We start from the raw sequence: 16,372 nt of genomic DNA, 5'->3' as shown, positions 1-16,372 counted from the left end.
ACCAATGCTCAGGAGGGCACGTCATGCATATGATTTCCGTTGTCGTCCCATGCTATAACGAGGTCGAGAGCCTCCCGATTTTTGTCACCGAGCTGGAACGGGTCATACGTAGCATGCGCGACGAGTTCGGAGTCTCTTTTGAACTGATCTTCGTAGATGACGGCTCTCAAGACGCTACGTTGTCATCGATCAAGATGAACGCGGCGCGCCTTTCCGGCATCTCTCGAGTTCGCTGGCTGTCCTTCTCTCGCAACTTTGGGAAGGAGGCGGCTATCTTCGCCGGGCTTGAGCGATCCTCCGGCGACTTTGTGGCGACTATCGATGCGGATCTGCAAGACCCCCCTTCGCTTCTCTTCGACATGTACTCGATGTTGCAAGACAATGAATTTGACAACGTGGCTGCCCGCAGAGCGAATCGAGATGGCGAGCCAACCATTCGCTCTCTGTTCGCACGGAGCTTCTATCGGATCTTCAATAGGATCTCAAACACGGATGTGGTGGACGGTGCCCGAGACTTTCGTCTCATGAGGCGATCCATGGTGGACGCTGTCCTCTCGCTGAGGGAGCGCAACCGGTTCTCTAAGGGAATCTTCGGATGGGTTGGGTTCAAAACGAGATGGATTCCCTACGTTAACGCGCGCCGTGTCGCCGGGGAGACAAAATGGAGCTTTATCTCCCTGGTGCTGTACTCCATCGATGGAATAATGGCTTTTTCCACCGCGCCGCTGTTCATATCTTCAATCGCAGGCATTATTCTGTGCTTCGCAGCTATCTTCGGCGCCCTCTTCATCGTGGTGAAGACATTTCTTTGGGGGGAACCTGTAGCCGGCTGGCCCTCGCTGGCATGTATCGTCACCCTTTTGGGGGGTCTCCAACTACTCTGCCTGGGAATCATGGGACAGTATCTCGCCAAGACCTATCTCGAGACCAAAAACCGTCCTCTTTACATCGTCAAGGAGTCCGGAACTGAGGAAGAAGACGATATCGCTGACAGCGAATCGTCTCAAGCCGAGTGACGGGAGTCAATCCTTGGCGCACGCTTTGTCAATGGTTGAGATTCCGCGCCGGCTAGACTCTCCCTTTGGCAAATCAATGAGCCTTCCCTGGGGTCCAAACGGGAGCCATGATAGCCTGCACCCATCACGATCCATCCAGGGAGGTGCTTCGGAGCGGACGGAACCAGATCGAAACCTCGCGACACCCTGTGGTCGACTCGTGTGAGCGCCTCCGTCGCCGCCGTGGGGGCTCAGGATCAGCCGAGTTGTTTTTGCACGTAGAATATGAATGAGCGGCAGCAGGCCGCGTCTTCGGTGCGCGAAATCGTATACCATGGTGTGTGATCAGGCGCAGCGGAGAGGAGCGAGCGTGACACAGCAGGAAGCCGCACGGACCGCCGAGGCGGTCGACCGCGTCCCCGATATCGTCATCATCACCGGCATGGCCGGATCGGGCCGCACGCAGGCCATGCACGTCTTCGAGGACATGGGCTACTTCTGCATCGACAACCTGCCGCCGCGCCTTGTTCGGCAGCTCGCCGAGCTCGTCGGCATCAACGCCGGTATCGGCCGTCATCTCGCCGTCACCTGCGATCTGCGCAGCCAGGGTCTCTTCGATGAGCTGCTCGACGTCATCGATACGCTCGAGCATCACGAAATGAGCTGCCAGGTGGTTTTTCTCGAGGCGAGCGACGAGGTCCTTATCCGCCGCTACAGCGAGAATCGCCGTCGGCATCCGCTCGCCACGCGCGGCGAGACCACGGCCGATGCGATCCAGCGGGAGCGCACCCAGCTCGCGAGCATCCGCGACAAGGCGGACATGATCATCGACACGAGCCGGCTGCGCACCCAGGCGCTGCGCACGAAGCTGCGTCAGGCCTTCTCCGAGCTCACGGACCAGCAGCTCATGGAGGTGCAGGTCTTCTCATTCGGATTCAAGCACGGTATGCCCGTCGAGGCCGACATCATGATCGACGTGCGCTTCTTACCCAATCCCTTCTATGACCCCACGATGCGCGCCATGACCGGGCTCGACGAGAAGGTCGCCTCCTATGTTCTGGAACATCCCAAGACCGTGGACTTCCTGAAAGCGTGGTACCAGCTGCTCGATGCCGTCATGCCCGGCTACATAGCCGAGGGCAAGCCGCAGCTGTCCATCGCGATCGGCTGCACCGGCGGCCAGCACCGAAGCGTCGCGATCGCCGAGGCGACGGCGCGCTACCTCGAGCGCCAGCAGTACCGCGTCTCCATCTCTCACCGCGACCTCCCGCGGGCGCCGGTGGCGGGCTGAAGGAGGGATCGTCATGTCTTCGAGAGCCGCGCTGCCGTCCGATCCCGCCGCGCGCCCCCTGAGGGTCGTCTCCATCGGCGGCGGGACGGGCCAGCCCAACCTCATCTGCGCCCTGCGCGCGCTGCCATGCGCCATCGAGGCGATCGTCGCTATGGCCGATGACGGCCGCTCGACCGGAATCCTGCGCGAGCGCTCAGGCGTGCTTCCTCCCGGCGACGTGCGCAAGTGCCTCTCCGCTCTGGCTTCAGACCCCGGCGCCCCCCTTGCGCGGGCCTTCGCTCACCGCTTCGGATACCTTGACAACCACGCTTTGGGCAATCTCGTGCTCGCGGCTCTGTGCGAGGAGGGCGCGACGTTCACCGAAGCCGTCTGCGCATGCGAGCAGCTGCTGGACTGCGTGGGGAGGGTGCATCCCTCGACGACCGACGACGTCCATCTCATCGGTCGCACGGTGGACGGCCGCGTGGTGCGCGGGCAGGCGGCGCTGTCCCATGGCTCGTGCGCGCTCGAGACGGTCTGGCTCGATTCGAAGGCTCGCGCGCACGCGCCGGCGGTCGCGGCGATCATGGCGGCCGATCTCGTCGTGCTCGGTCCCGGTTCCCTGTTCACCTCGATCATCCCCAATCTGCTCGTCGATGGCATCGCCACCGCCCTGCGGGCCACACCGGCCATGAAGGCGTTCATCTGCCCCAAGGTCGACATGCAAGGAGAGACTTGGGGAATGGACGGAGATGAGTGCTTGGCCGCGCTCGAGCGACACGGCATGGCCGGTGCCATCGACATCGCGGTGTTCCATCGCTCCGCAGATGCGGCGGGATCTGCCACGCGAACCTTCCGGGCCCTCGTCGGTCGCCTCGCCGAGCCGATCGCGTCGCCGAGCGACGCGGCCAACCTCGATGGCGGACCCTCGAGAACTTCGGTTCCGGCGCGACACGACGCGTTTCCCTTTCGGGATGTCGCGCTCACGGGCGATGCCGAGCGCCGCGTGCGCGCCCGCGTACCCTGGGTCGCGGTGCGCGATTTCTCCTGCGCACGGTCCCGCTCGATCCACGACCCCTCGGCGCTGGGCGCCTGCATCCTCGAGGTGATGAACAGATGTCGTTCACGGCGGAGGTGAGAGACGAGCTGTCGCGCTGCGAGCCGGCGTGCGGCTACTGCGATCTCGCGACGCTCGCCGCGCTCGCTCGCGTGTGCGGCACGCTCACCTACGCGGGTCCGGGCCGCTATCGCCTGCAGGTGGCGACCGAGACCGGCGCGGTCGCCCGCACGATGATCGGGCTCACCCACAAGATCTTGAAGCTCAGAACCGAGTTCACGGTGCGTCGGTCAGTTCTGCACAAGGTGAGGAACTACTTGATCACCCTGCCAGACCAGCCGGACCTCGAGAAGGCTCTCGTGCTGCTGGGCATTCTCGATCGCTCCGGGAGTCTCGTTCGCGGCATTCCCAGACATGTCGTCTCCCGGCCCTGCTGCCGGATCGCCTACATCCGCGGGGCGCTGATCGCGGGCGGGTTCGTGGCGGATCCGCGCGGGGGCTTCCATCTCGAGATCGCCGTTCAGGGCGAGGCCTACGCCCGCGCGCTGGCCGAGCTCATAGGGACCGAAGGCATCCGACCAAGGGTGAACCGGCGCCGCTCCGCCCTCGCCGTCTACATCAAGAGCGCCGATGACATCCGACGGCTGCTGCTCGACGTCGGGGCCAGGCGCAGCGTTGCCGCCATCGAGGACGCGCGGGCGATGAAGTCGGTCAAAAACGAGGTGAACCGTCGCGTCAACGCCGAGCTCGCCAACCAATCGAGAAGCGCCGGCGCCGCTCAGCATCAGCTCGGTCTCATCGAGCGGGTCGATGAGATGGGGCTGCGCGACACGCTGCCGCGCGCCCTGCGCGTCTTCTGCGATCTGCGCGAGGCGCATCCGGATCTCTCTTTGCGAGATCTGGGGAACCTCGCCGACCCGCCGCTGTCGAAGTCGGCGCTCTATCATAGGATCACCCGGCTCGAACGGCTGCTCGAGCAGACGTGACGCCCGCGGCCGATTCTCTGCGGCGCAGAGCGCCTCGCACGCCGAGTCGACGTCGCAGCGGATTCTGACGTGTCGGCAACCAGCAGAATCGGTCAATATTTCCATTCACGCGAAACTCCCTTTGAAAAAAAGGTATATTTGTCGAGTGGTATTTATTTGAGCTTCAACGGCAGGCAAGGTGTCTGCGGGAGCTTACGAAAGGAGTTACGAATGGCAGTAAAGGTTGCAATCAACGGGTTCGGCCGCATCGGCCGTCTCGCGTTCCGTCAGATGTTCGGGCATGAGGGCTCCGAGATCGTCGCCATCAACGACCTCACCGATCCCAAGATGCTCGCGCACCTGCTCAAGTATGACTCGACGCAGGGCAACTACTCATGCGATCACACGGTCGAGGCCGGCGAGGGCTCGATCACGGTCGATGGCAAGACCATTAAAATCTACAAGGAGCCCGATGCGAAGAACCTGCCTTGGGGCAAGCTCGATGTCGACGTCGTGCTCGAGTGCACGGGCTTCTACACGTCCAAGGCCAAGTCTCAGGCGCACATCGACGCCGGTGCCAAGAAGGTCGTCATCTCCGCTCCGGCCGGCAACGATCTGCCGACGATCGTCTACAACGTCAACCACGACATTCTGACCGCCGATGACAACATCATCTCGGCCGCGTCGTGCACCACGAACTGCCTGGCGCCCATGGCCAAGGCCCTGAACGACTTCACGCCCATCCAGACCGCCATCATGTGCACCATCCACGCCTACACCGGCGATCAGATGCTGCTCGACGGCCCGCACCGCAAGGGCGATCTGCGCCGTGCCCGTGCCGCCGCCGTGAACATCGTCCCCAACTCGACCGGTGCCGCAAAGGCCATCGGCCTGGTCATCCCCGAGCTGAAGGGCAAGCTCATCGGCGCCGCTCAGCGCGTTCCGGTTCCCACGGGCTCCACCACGCTGCTGTTCTCCGTCGTCAAGTCGGCCAGTGAGCTGACAGCCGAGAAGATCAACGAGGCCATGCATCGCGCGTCCGACCCTGAGACGTTCGGCTGCACCGATGATCCGATCGTGTCCTCCGACATCGTGGGAATGACGTTCGGCTCGCTGTTCGACACCACCCAGACGCTCGTCAACAAGATCGAGGGCGCAAACGATCTCTACGAGGTCCAGACCGTCGCCTGGTATGACAACGAGAACTCCTACACCTCTCAGATGGTGCGCACCATCAAATACTTCGAGAAGTTCGTGTAGCGCGAACCTCTGTGTTTCGGCACTCGACGGGTGCCGTCATCGTCGATCTGGGGCGCGGCCCGCGGTTTGCCGCAGGTCGCGCCCTCTCGTTGCTGCGGCATGGTGTTGCCGCGCGAGATCGCCAAGGAATTCGCGAGCGGGGGAGGGGACATCGATCCATGCGAACCTTTCACCCGACGCGCCCGAAAGCAAGTTTCAGCACTCAGACTTGAAAGGCAGGTTCGCATGGCTTTTACGAAGAAGACCGTTCGCGACATCGATGTCGACGGCAAGCGCGTTCTCATGCGCGTCGACTTCAACGTCCCGCTCAAAGACGGCGTCGTCACCGATGACACGCGCGTGCGCGCGGCCATCCCGACCATCGAGTACCTGGTCGAGCATCATGCGCGCATCGTGCTCATGAGCCATCTGGGCCGCCCGAAGGGCGACGGACCGGAGCCCGCGCTCTCGCTCAGGCCCGCTGCGGACAAGCTGCGCGAGCTCACCGGCTTCGATGTCGCGTTCGTCGACGACACCTACGGCACGAAGGCCAAGGCCGCCGTCGACGCGCTTGAGCCCGGCAAGATTCTCGTGCTCGAGAACGTGCGCTTCGACAAGCGCGAGAAGAGCAACGATCCGGAGATCGCCAAGATCCTGTCGTCCTACGGCGACGTCTTCGTGCTCGACGCCTTCGGCACCGCCCATCGCGCGCAGGGCTCGGTCGTGGGACCCGCCGCCTATCTGCCCGCCGTGGCGGGCTTCCTGCTCGAGAAGGAAGTCGATACGCTGACCTCGATCTTCGCGGAACCCGCACGGCCGTTCGTCGCCATCGTCGGCGGCTCGAAGGTCTCCTCCAAGATCGGTGTGCTCGATCATCTGATCGATGCCGCGGACACCCTCATCATCGGCGGTGGCATGGCCTACACGTTCTTCATGGCGAAGGGCTGCACCGTCGGAACCTCGCTCAAGGAGGAGGACTGGGTCGAGCGCGCCGCGGAGATGCTGAAGCGCGCCGAGAGCAAGGGCGTCAAGATCCTGTTGCCGCTCGACAACGTCGTTGCGGATCACTTCGGCGAGGACGCGACCGGCGAGGTCGTCGACTCCGACAAGATCCCCGATGACCGGATGGGCATGGACATCGGCCCCGAGACCGAGAAGCTCTACGCCCGCGCCATCGCCGCAGCCAAGACCGTGTTCTGGAACGGCCCGATGGGCGTGTTCGAGATGGATCAGTTCGCGCATGGCACCGAGGCGGTCGCCGAGGCGGTCGCGTCCAACACCGCGTGCACCTCGATCATCGGCGGCGGCGATTCGGTCGCCGCGGTCAACAAATTCGGTCTTGCCGACAAGATGAGCTGGATCTCCACGGGCGGCGGCGCCTCGATGGAGCTCGTCGAGGGCAAGGCCCTTCCCGGAGTGGAGGCGCTCGAGGATGCAAAGTAGACGCACCCGGCTCATCGCCGGCAACTGGAAGATGAACAACGGCATCGGCGAGGCCGCGGTGCTCGCCTCTCGGCTCGGCGAGCTCGTCGGGACCGCACCGGAGGGCGTCGAGGTGCTCGTGTGCCCGCCGACCATCGACCTGAGCGTCGTGGCCGACAAGATCGAGGGCACCGACATCAGGCTCGGCGCCCAGAACTGCTACTGGGAAAAATCCGGCGCCTACACCGGCGAGACGGCACCGGGGATGATCCGCGGCGTCGGCGCGCTCTACTGCATCATCGGCCATTCGGAGCGTCGGGAGTACTTCGGCGAGACCGACGCCGATGAGATGCGCAAGGCCCGCGCCCTGATCGACGCCGGCATCACGCCGGTGTTCTGCTGCGGGGAGTCCGAATCGGTCCGCGAGTCGGGCTCGCAGGTCGCGTTCGTGTGCGACCAGATCAAAGCGGGTCTGGCCGGCATCGAGCTCGCCCGCGCCGACCAGCTGGTTGTCGCCTACGAACCCATCTGGGCCATCGGCACCGGCAAGACCGCGACGGCCGCCGACGCCCAGGAGGTCTGCGGCGCGATCCGCAAGACCCTCGCTGAGCTGTTCGGCGAGCAGATCGCCGAGGGGGTCCGCGTGCTCTACGGCGGCTCGGCCAAGCCCGGCAACATCGCCGAGTTCCTGGCGGAGCGAGACGTCGACGGCGCACTCGTCGGAGGCGCTTCGCTTGTTGCCGAGGACTTCGCGGCCATGGTCGCACGAGCGGGGGAGCATCTGGCATGACACAACGTCATCTTCCGGCGCTTCTCGTGATCATGGACGGTTTCGGCGTCGCCGATCCCGGCGACGCCAACGCCGTCTCCCAAGCGAGAACGCCCTATCTCGATTCGCTGTTCGAGACCTGCCCGCACACCACGCTCGGAGCCTCCGGCGAGGATGTCGGCCTGCCCGCGGGGCAGATGGGCAACTCCGAGGTCGGCCATCTGAACATCGGAGCCGGCCGCATCGTGTTCCAGGAGCTCTCGCGCATCAACAACGCAGTGCGCGACGGTTCGATCTTTGAAAACGAGGTGTTCGTCAAGACGATGGACGATCTCGCCGCGTCCGGGCGAACCCTGCATCTGTTCGGCCTCATCTCGCCGGGCGGGGTCCATTCCATGCAGGCCCACGGCGAGGCGATCGCGCGCATGGCCGCCGAGCGCGGTGTGGCGCGCGTGCGCTTCCACTGCTTTTTGGATGGACGCGACGTCGATCCGCAGTCGGGTGCCGGTTACGTGGGCGAACTCGTCGACTTTTTGGCTGAGCTCTCCGAGCGCACCGAGTGCGATGCGCGCATCGCCTCGGTCTCCGGGCGTTACTGGGCGATGGACCGGGATAACCGCTGGGAGCGCATCGAGCGCGCCTACGACGTGATCACCGCAGCTGATGGTGCGGATGTCGATCCGGTGCGCAGCATTCGCGATTTCTACGCGCGCGACCCGCGCGGCGATGAGTTCGTCGAGCCCTTCGCCACCCGCAACGAGGGCGTTTCCGATGGCGACGCCATCATCTTCTTCAATTTCCGGCCGGATCGCGCCCGCGAGATGACCCGTGCCTTCACCGAGAAGAGCTTCTCGGGCTTCGAGCGCAAGATTGTGCCGCATCTGTCTCACTTCGTGACGATCACGGAGTACGATCCGACGTTCGACGTCGAGGTGGCCTTCCCGAAGAGCTTTCCCGACGAGGTGCTCGCCGACGTGATCGCCGAGGCCGGACTGAGGCAGCTTCACACGGCGGAGACCGAGAAGTACGCCCATGTCACGTTCTTCCTGAACGGGGGTCGAGAGGAGCCCAAGCCCGGCGAGGAGCGCGTGCTCGTCGCGAGTCCCAAGGTCGCGACCTACGACCTCAAACCCGAGATGAGCGCGCCCGAGGTCACCGATCGGCTCGTCGAGGCCATTCGCGATCATCGCGCGGATTTCTATATCGTCAACTACGCCAACTGCGACATGGTCGGCCACACCGGCGTGACCGACGCCGCGATCGCCGCAGTCGAGGCAGTGGACGCCTCTGTCGCGCGCATCATCCCGGCGATCCTCGAGGCGGGCGGCTTCGCGCTCATCACGGCAGACCATGGCAACGCGGATCACATGTACGATACGGATGAGGGCGGCGCGCGGCATCCCTTCACAGCCCACACCACGAATCGCGTGCCCTTCATCGTGGTCGACAAGGCGGCGCACCTCACCGGCATCGAGGACGGCCGGCTCTCAGATATCGCACCGACGCTGCTCACCCTCGCCGGTCTCGAACCGTCCGCGCCCATGACCGGGCGCGTGCTCGCGCGCGAGGAATAGAGGCGAGCTCAAGCAGCTGGCTGAGCGCTCCGGGGTCACGCCGGGCGTGCTCCCGGGAGCGCTCGGGCTGCGGGTAGCTGCCACAGAAGCGCTCTGGCTGCGGGTAGCTGCCACAGAAGCGCGGTTTTTGACCATTCCAAGCGATTTTCTTGCGAAGTGATGGTCGAAAACCGCGCTTCTACGCAGACATCGTTCGTTTTGTCGGTTCTGTTGGCATCAGTTGGCCCCTTTGTCTCCCCACGCGCCGCCTCTGCGCGCCTGCCGACGCCCGCTTCCGAGACGTCGCAGCTCGTCGAGTTAGCTGGATCATCTCTGGAGATCGCACCGCGGTGCGATGAACAAGGAGGAAGATGTGCTATCATCTCCGCCGTTCGACAATATGCGAAGGAGTTTCCCGTGGGTCCTTTTCAGATCATCATCTTCGCCGTCTGGCTCATATCCGCGCTGGCGCTGATCGCGCTGGTGCTCATGCATTCCGGCAAGGGCACCGGTGTTTCCGACATGATTGCGAGCTCTCTGTACAACTCGAGCGCCGCCACCGGTGTCATGGAGCGAAACCTCGACAAGCTCACCGTTATCGTCTCGGTGGTGTTTGGCTTGTCGGTCGTTGTCTGCATGTTCTTCTTCCCGCAGGGTATCGTGGGCATCTAAGATTGTCTCTCATATATGGTTTGCTCTGTTGCGGCGCTTTCGGAGGGTGCCGTTTCTCGCTGACGGCATCGCATGCCATCGGTTGTTGAAACCCATACCTTGTGCGCTATTCTGAAACATTCTTGACACATTATGCATTCGTTCAACGAGTATAAGGCTGCGTATCACGGTGATTTTGCCCGGATACACTGCGCTTTGGTAAAGCAGCTCGCGTGATTCGATCAAGTTTCTTGTCCCGAAGCCCTGTATTTTCCGGTATCGTAATACACAACATCTGCGCATGGGGTCTCGATCGACGCCAGACGCTTGGATGCAAGGCTGGTGGGGGACCGTCCCACCATTGAACCAAAGGAGGAACGCATGGCAGATTTCAAGGTCAGGCAGCCCATCGTCGGACGTCGTCAGTTCATCGGCGGCACCTTGGCGGCAAGCGCGCTGGCGGCTCTTGCAGCGTGCAGTCCCGCAGGCAAGGGCTCGGGAAGCACGGATGGCGGCGGGTCCTCCGCGAGCAACAAGATCAGCTACTTCCTGAGCGATCCCAAAGCTATCGATCCGTACAACTTGCAGGAGGATCAGGGCACGCAGGTGGGCCACTGCCTGTTCGATCCGCTGGTCACCTATGACTGGGACAAGAAGAAGGTCGTGGCGCTCGCGGCAAAGGATCTGCCCGAGATCTCCGAGGACGGCCTCACCTACACGTTCAAGCTGAAAGAGGCTACGTTCCACAACGGAGACAAGGTCGACTCCGCCTCGTTCAAGCGCGGCTGGCAGCGTCTGGTCGACCCGAACATGAAGACCCCCGGCGAGATCGGGTATCACCTGGCACCGGTTGCGGGCTACAGCGAGTACCTGGCGGGCAACGCCAAGGAGATCACGGGGCTCACCTGCCCGGATGACTCGACCTTCGTGGTGACGCTCTCCAAGAAGATGGCCGACTTCATCTACGTGTGCACCCATCCCGGTCTGGTTCCGGTTCCTCAGGCGGCCATCGATGAGGCGGATGACTTCCTGCTCGCACCGATCGGCAACGGTCCGTTCAAGATGAAGGACAAATGGGTCACCGGTCAGTACATCGAGATCGAGCGCAACGATGATTACTACGGCGACAAGGCCACGATCGATGGGGTCTATTTCAGCATCCAAAAGTCTCCCGAAACGGCCTTCACCGAGTTCGAGTCCGGCAACATCGATTTCACGAACATCCCGACGGCCAAGCTCAAGGACATCAAGGATCAGTACGGCGCATCGAAGGACGGCTTCACCGTCACACCGGGCAACCAGGTCCTCGACGGCACCGAGTGCTCGGTCTACTTCTTGGCCGCGAACCTGAAGGGCACGAACGAGTACCTGAAGGACGTCAACGTTCGCCGCGCCATCTCGATGGCCATCAACCGCAAGAACATCGTCGAAACCGTCTTGTCCGGTTACGGTGCGGTGGCCGACGGCGTCATCCCCTCGCTCATCGACGATGAGAAGGAGGGCAAGTGGAAGTACACCGAGTACGACCCCAAGGCAGCCGCCAAGCTGCTCGATGACAAATATCCGGCGGGCGATGACGGCAAGCGGGGAATCACGGTCACGCTCAACTACAACTCCGGTGGCGGTCACGAGGACATCATGACGACGATCCAGAGCGATCTCGAGAACATCGGCATCGAGGTCAATCAGGGCACGCAGGAGTGGGCGGCCTATCTCACCACGATGAAGGAAGGCTCCTACGATCTGGGCCGCATGGGATGGATCGCCGACTATCCGACGATAGACAACTTCATCTACCCCAATTTCTACAGCACGGCGGACAACAACTACTCCAAGTACGACAATCCCGAGATCGATAAGGCCATCGACGCGTCGCGCCTGATCGATGACGAGGACGAGCGCAAAGAGGCGCTGCGCAAGATCAGCGCCAAGATCGGCGACGATATGCCGCTCATCCCGATCTACTTCTATTCGCACAAGTACGTGGGTAGCAAGAGGCTCAAGAAGTTCTACTACAGCCCGCAGGTCGCGGCTGCGTTCAGCAAGGCAGAGATCGCCAAGTAGCGAGACGTCGCTCGCGTACTCAAACTGAGTTGAGTTGCAGGGCACCGAGTATTCGATGCCCTGCATATGTGTTCGAGCCTTGCAGCCCAGGGCCGGTTGGGAAATCAACCAGCCATGAGCTGTGAAGCGCTTCACATGTGGTGATCGCTTGGATCGCTCTTGTGAGCCCGTCTGAAGCGTATAATTACCGTTTCAATGCTGAGAGCAGGAGAGGAGCGTGCGTTGTGCTCAGATACGTCGTCAAACGCGTGCTGCAGTTCATCCCAGTGTTTCTTGGGGTGACCTTGATCATGTTTGCCATGCAGAACATCGTTCCCGGCGATCCGGTCAAGCTCATCGCAGGCGAGCGGACCCTCGATCCGCAGACCGAGATGAATCTGCGGGCCCGTTACCATCTGATCAAGACAGATGGGGAGGGCCGCCCCGTGCTTGATGAGAACGGAGATTCGATCCCTACGCCCCTGTGGGAGCGCTATGCCCTGTACCTGGGCAATCTTGCCCATGGTGACCTTGGCAGATCCTATCAGCGCGGTGAGGATGTCTCGAACATCCTCGCGCAGAAGTATCCCTACACGGCACAGCTCGCCGTGGTCGCCATCGTGATCGAGACGATTCTGGGCGTCAGCGCCGGCATCATCTCCGCCGTGAAGCGCTATTCGTTCTGGGATGTCTTCGTGACGCTTGTCACCTCGGTTCTCGTGGCGATGCCGGCATTTTGGCTCGGCATGCTTCTTCAACTGCTTTTCGGAGTATGGCTCCCGCAGGTCACCGGCGGCGCTATCGCGCTTCCGCCCTCAGGTGCCCTGAGCCCGATGTCGCAGTTCCCCGGTTGGATGTACTTCATCATGCCATCCATCACGCTCGCCTCAATCTCGACCGCCTATACCGCTCGCATCATGCGCTCCCAGCTTCTGGACGTGCTCAACCAGGATTTCATTCGCACGGCGCGGGCGAAGGGTCTCTCCAGGCATTCCGTCATCGTCCACCATGCGCTGAAAAACGCGCTGATCCCCGTTGTCACCTATATCGGTATGGACTTCGGCACCATGATGGCCGGTGCGATTCTGACCGAGACGGTGTTCAACTGGCCCGGTGTCGGCTACGAGATCTTCCGTGCGATCGGCCAGCGCGACTACCCGATCGTTATGGGGTCGGTCACCATGATCGTCATCGTGGTCATGATCATCAATCTGATCGTCGATATCAGCTACGCCTTCCTTGATCCCCGGATCAGGCTCGGCGGCACGAATCAAGAGCAGTAGGAGCGAACATGTTGTATCACAGTCCATCAGAACGCGCCGAGGTGGGCAAGGCTGATGAGCCCGTCGCAGCGGAGATGTCCGGCGAGGCATCCCGCACTCTGTGGGGAGATGCGATCAAGCGCCTGAAGCGCGACAAGCTTTCGGTGATCTCGATCCTTTGGATCACGATCGTGATCGTGATCGCGCTATCGGCTGATCTGTGGGTACCGAACACCTTGGGATCCCCGACTGATTCCGACAGTGCGACGATGGCGGAGAACTCGCTGCTTCCGCCGTCGGCGGCTCATCCCTTCGGCACCGACAAACTCGGACGCGACATCTTGTCGCGCGTCATCTACGGTGCGCGCATCTCATTGTCGGTCGGCGTCGTCGCAACGGGCATCTCGACGATCATCGGACTTATCATGGGGGCGCTCGCCGCCTACTACGGTGGGATCTGGGACACGATCATCATGCGCTTGGCCGATGTGTTCCTCGCATTTCCCTATACGCTGTTCGTCATCGTCATGCTGGCGGTGATCGGCAATGGCATCCAGAATGTCTTCATCGCGATCGGGGTGCTGGGCTGGCCATCGATCGCCAGAGTGTTTCGCTCGGCGATCCTGTCGGTCAAGGAGAACGACTACGTGGACGCCGCGCGCGCCATGGGGGCCTCCGATCTTCGTATCATCGCACGCCACATCTTTCCGAACTCGGTGGCATCAATCGTCGTGTACGCGACGATGAACGTCGGCGGAGCCATCCTCACCGAGGCGGCGCTGTCGTTTCTGGGTATGGGCGTCACCCCGCCGAACCCCTCGTGGGGACTGCTTATTCAAGATGGTGAGCAGTATCTGCGCTCGCAGCCTTGGCTCATGATCGAGCCCGGTCTGGCGATCCTATCCACCGTGCTTGCGTTCACGCTGCTCGGCAACGGTATGCGCGATGCGCTCGATGTGAAATTGAAGGACGCGTAAGCATGAAAAAGAACACGGAAACCTATATCGACCTGAAGCAGCGGCCCATCGCCGCCGATGAGCACCTGCTCGAGGTCGATGACCTGAAGATGTACTTTCACACTCAGGACGGCATCGTCCATGCGGTCGACGGAGTGTCCTACACCTTGGAGCGCGGCGAGACGCTTGGCGTCGTGGGGGAGTCCGGCTCGGGCAAGTCCGTCACCGCGCTCACGCTCATGGGGCTCATCGACATGCCTCCGGGCAAGATCGAAGGGGGCGATGCGCTCTATAGGGGTCACTCGCTCATCCACATGCCCGAGGAGGAGCTGCGTCACATCCGGGGCAACGACATCGCGATGATCTTTCAGGATCCGATGACCTCGCTCAATCCGGTCTACAAGATCGGTCGGCAGGTCGGCGAGGGCCTGAGGCTCCATCGCGGCTACACCAAGCAGCAGGCGCTGGAGCGCGCTGTCGAGCTTCTCCGCCTTGTCGGCATACCGGAGCCCGAGAAGCGCGTCAACGAGTATCCGCACCAGTTCTCCGGCGGCATGCGTCAGCGCGTCATGATCGCGATGGCGCTCGCCTGCGACCCGGACATCCTGATCGCCGATGAGCCCACCACGGCGCTCGACGTGACCATTCAGGCGCAGATCATCGAACTCATGCAGGAGATGCAGCAAAAGAACGGCAACGCGATCATCATGATCACGCACGATCTGGGCGTGGTCGCCGATATGGCCGACAAGATCATGGTCATGTACGCCGGCAGGCCCGTGGAGTTCGGGACCGCCGATGAGATCTTCTATGAGAGCCGCCACCCCTATACCTGGGGTCTCATTCGCTCGATCCCCGAGCAGGCGGTCGACGAGAAGAAGCCCCTGACGCCTATTCATGGCAATCCGCCTTCGCTGGTGAATCTCCCAAGCGGCTGTCCATTCGCTCCGCGTTGTCCCTATGCGATCGATATCTGCCATGAGCAGGTGCCCGCTCATATGACGATCAGCAGCGATCACTTCTCCGCCTGTCACTTCGCCGATGATCCCGAGTTCATCAAGAACGCGCCGGATACCTCGCGTTCACGCGGAACGATCGCGACCGGGCAGCCCGACGTACTTGACACGACTTCGACAGGAGGTGAGGCGTGATGGCGGCAGACACCGAGAAGGAGCCTCTGCTCAGAATCGAGCATCTCACCAAGGAGTTCCCCGTAGAGGGAGGGGTGATCGCGAGTCGCCTGTCAAAGCGGGTGGTCTCAGCCGTCAGCGACATCTCATTCGATATCCACGCAGGCGAGACATTCGGCCTCGTGGGCGAGTCGGGCTGCGGCAAGTCAACGACCGGGCGCACCATCATGCATCTCACGCGGCCGACTGCGGGCAAGATCTTCTTCGAGGGTCGCGACATGGCGGCGATGAACGGTCGCGAGCTCAAGGCGATGCGTCGCGAGATGCAGTTCATTTTTCAAGACCCCTATGCGAGCCTCAACCCGCGCATGACGATCGGCGAGATCGTCTCAGAGCCTCTGACCATCCATGATGTCGGCACAAAAAGCGAGCGGATGCGCACCTCTCGCGAGCTGCTCGAAGTCGTCGGGCTCAATCCGGAGCATATAAATCGCTATCCGCATGAGTTCTCAGGCGGGCAGCGGCAGCGCATCGGAATCGCGCGAGCGTTCGCGTTGCGCCCGAAACTCATCATCTGCGATGAGCCGGTCTCCGCCCTCGACGTGTCCATCCAGGCCCAGGTCCTCAATCTGCTGTCCGATCTTCAGAAGCAGTTCGGAACCGCGTACATGTTCATCGCACATGATCTGTCTGTCGTTCAGCACATCTCAGACCGCGTCGCCGTGATGTATCTCGGTAAGATCGTGGAGATATCTGATTGGAAGACGCTGTACTCCGAGCCGAACCATCCCTACACCCAGTCGCTGCTCTCCGCGGTGCCGGTGCCGGATCCCGATATTCAACGCACGCGCAAGCGCATCATTCTCGCTGGAGATCCTCCTTCGCCGATCGACCCGCCAAGCGGATGCAGGTTTCACACGCGTTGCCCGATCGCCAAGGAGATCTGCAGCAAGCAGGAGCCCAAGCTCGAGTGCGTGGCGGACGGTCATTTCTGCGCGTGTCATTTCGCGAAGAGGTTTCCCATCAAAGAGACGCATATCGACCTGTAGCCACGCGAGGG

The 16,372-nt window shown here is 62.2% G+C and carries 14 protein-coding genes; all 14 read left to right on the top strand.

The genetic code is table 11. From position 1 onward, the window contains the following. Nucleotides 1-23 precede the first annotated feature (23 nt). The gene (locus CORGL_RS06455; RefSeq protein ID WP_013709103.1) at nt 24-1,016 is read left to right on the top strand and encodes a glycosyltransferase family 2 protein; all 993 of its coding nucleotides are present in this window, start codon (nt 24-26) and stop codon (nt 1,014-1,016) included. 349 nt (nt 1,017-1,365) lie between these two features. Further along, entirely contained in the window at nt 1,366-2,286 is a 921-nt protein-coding gene (rapZ, locus tag CORGL_RS06450) for an RNase adapter RapZ (RefSeq protein WP_013709102.1), read from the top strand. A gap of 13 nt (nt 2,287-2,299) precedes the next feature. Further along, complete coding sequence (locus tag CORGL_RS06445; protein WP_013709101.1) at nt 2,300-3,403, top strand: gluconeogenesis factor YvcK family protein; 1,104 nt, start codon at nt 2,300-2,302, stop codon at nt 3,401-3,403. Beyond that, complete coding sequence (whiA, locus tag CORGL_RS06440) at nt 3,382-4,308, top strand: DNA-binding protein WhiA (RefSeq protein ID WP_013709100.1); 927 nt, start codon at nt 3,382-3,384, stop codon at nt 4,306-4,308. Before CORGL_RS06445 ends, whiA begins: the two co-directional genes overlap by 22 nt. A gap of 210 nt (nt 4,309-4,518) precedes the next feature. Further along, the gene (gene gap, locus CORGL_RS06435) at nt 4,519-5,547 is read left to right on the top strand and encodes a type I glyceraldehyde-3-phosphate dehydrogenase (RefSeq protein ID WP_013709099.1); all 1,029 of its coding nucleotides are present in this window, start codon (nt 4,519-4,521) and stop codon (nt 5,545-5,547) included. Nucleotides 5,548-5,772: 225 nt separating this feature from the next. Continuing rightward, nucleotides 5,773-6,969 (top strand): phosphoglycerate kinase, encoded by a 1,197-nt coding sequence (locus CORGL_RS06430; RefSeq protein ID WP_013709098.1) that lies wholly within the window; start codon nt 5,773-5,775, stop codon nt 6,967-6,969. After that, the gene (gene tpiA / locus CORGL_RS06425) at nt 6,959-7,738 is read left to right on the top strand and encodes a triose-phosphate isomerase (RefSeq protein ID WP_013709097.1); all 780 of its coding nucleotides are present in this window, start codon (nt 6,959-6,961) and stop codon (nt 7,736-7,738) included. The genes CORGL_RS06430 and tpiA overlap by 11 nt, the downstream gene beginning before the upstream one ends. Next, nucleotides 7,735-9,291 carry a 2,3-bisphosphoglycerate-independent phosphoglycerate mutase gene (gpmI, locus tag CORGL_RS06420; RefSeq protein WP_013709096.1) on the top strand — a complete coding sequence of 519 codons (1,557 nt, stop codon included), beginning with the start codon at nt 7,735-7,737 and terminating at the stop codon, nt 9,289-9,291. Before tpiA ends, gpmI begins: the two co-directional genes overlap by 4 nt. A 396-nt stretch (nt 9,292-9,687) precedes the next feature. Continuing rightward, complete coding sequence (secG, locus tag CORGL_RS06415) at nt 9,688-9,942, top strand: preprotein translocase subunit SecG (protein WP_013709095.1); 255 nt, start codon at nt 9,688-9,690, stop codon at nt 9,940-9,942. Between the two features lie 360 nt (nt 9,943-10,302). Further along, on the top strand, nt 10,303-11,985 hold the full coding sequence (locus CORGL_RS06410; RefSeq protein WP_013709094.1) for a peptide ABC transporter substrate-binding protein: 1,683 nt from the start codon (nt 10,303-10,305) through the stop codon (nt 11,983-11,985). Between the two features lie 224 nt (nt 11,986-12,209). Then, nucleotides 12,210-13,247, top strand: coding sequence for an ABC transporter permease (locus CORGL_RS06405; RefSeq protein ID WP_013709093.1), 1,038 nt, complete (start codon nt 12,210-12,212; stop codon nt 13,245-13,247). A 74-nt stretch (nt 13,248-13,321) separates the two neighbouring features. Continuing rightward, the gene (locus CORGL_RS06400; protein WP_342610097.1) at nt 13,322-14,203 is read left to right on the top strand and encodes an ABC transporter permease; all 882 of its coding nucleotides are present in this window, start codon (nt 13,322-13,324) and stop codon (nt 14,201-14,203) included. A gap of 2 nt (nt 14,204-14,205) precedes the next feature. Further along, entirely contained in the window at nt 14,206-15,333 is a 1,128-nt protein-coding gene (locus CORGL_RS06395) for an ABC transporter ATP-binding protein (RefSeq protein ID WP_013709091.1), read from the top strand. Continuing rightward, on the top strand, nt 15,333-16,361 hold the full coding sequence (locus CORGL_RS06390) for an ABC transporter ATP-binding protein (RefSeq protein WP_013709090.1): 1,029 nt from the start codon (nt 15,333-15,335) through the stop codon (nt 16,359-16,361). Before CORGL_RS06395 ends, CORGL_RS06390 begins: the two co-directional genes overlap by 1 nt. Nucleotides 16,362-16,372 lie beyond the last annotated feature (11 nt).

The organism is Coriobacterium glomerans PW2 (assembly GCF_000195315.1).
Classification (GTDB): Bacteria; Actinomycetota; Coriobacteriia; order Coriobacteriales; family Coriobacteriaceae; genus Coriobacterium; species Coriobacterium glomerans.
This window is presented reverse-complemented; position numbering and strand designations above follow the sequence as displayed.

Coding starts and splice junctions, on each gene's coding strand:
- CORGL_RS06410 (WP_013709094.1), top strand. CDS start 10,303: ATGGCAGATTTCAAGGTCAGGCAGCCCATCGTCGGACGTCGTCAGTTC.
- gpmI (WP_013709096.1), top strand. CDS start 7,735: ATGACACAACGTCATCTTCCGGCGCTTCTCGTGATCATGGACGGTTTC.
- CORGL_RS06390 (WP_013709090.1), top strand. CDS start 15,333: ATGGCGGCAGACACCGAGAAGGAGCCTCTGCTCAGAATCGAGCATCTC.
- gap (WP_013709099.1), top strand. CDS start 4,519: ATGGCAGTAAAGGTTGCAATCAACGGGTTCGGCCGCATCGGCCGTCTC.
- tpiA (WP_013709097.1), top strand. CDS start 6,959: ATGCAAAGTAGACGCACCCGGCTCATCGCCGGCAACTGGAAGATGAAC.
- CORGL_RS06400 (WP_342610097.1), top strand. CDS start 13,322: ATGTCCGGCGAGGCATCCCGCACTCTGTGGGGAGATGCGATCAAGCGC.
- whiA (WP_013709100.1), top strand. CDS start 3,382: ATGTCGTTCACGGCGGAGGTGAGAGACGAGCTGTCGCGCTGCGAGCCG.
- CORGL_RS06445 (WP_013709101.1), top strand. CDS start 2,300: ATGTCTTCGAGAGCCGCGCTGCCGTCCGATCCCGCCGCGCGCCCCCTG.
- CORGL_RS06430 (WP_013709098.1), top strand. CDS start 5,773: ATGGCTTTTACGAAGAAGACCGTTCGCGACATCGATGTCGACGGCAAG.
- CORGL_RS06455 (WP_013709103.1), top strand. CDS start 24: ATGCATATGATTTCCGTTGTCGTCCCATGCTATAACGAGGTCGAGAGC.
- CORGL_RS06395 (WP_013709091.1), top strand. CDS start 14,206: ATGAAAAAGAACACGGAAACCTATATCGACCTGAAGCAGCGGCCCATC.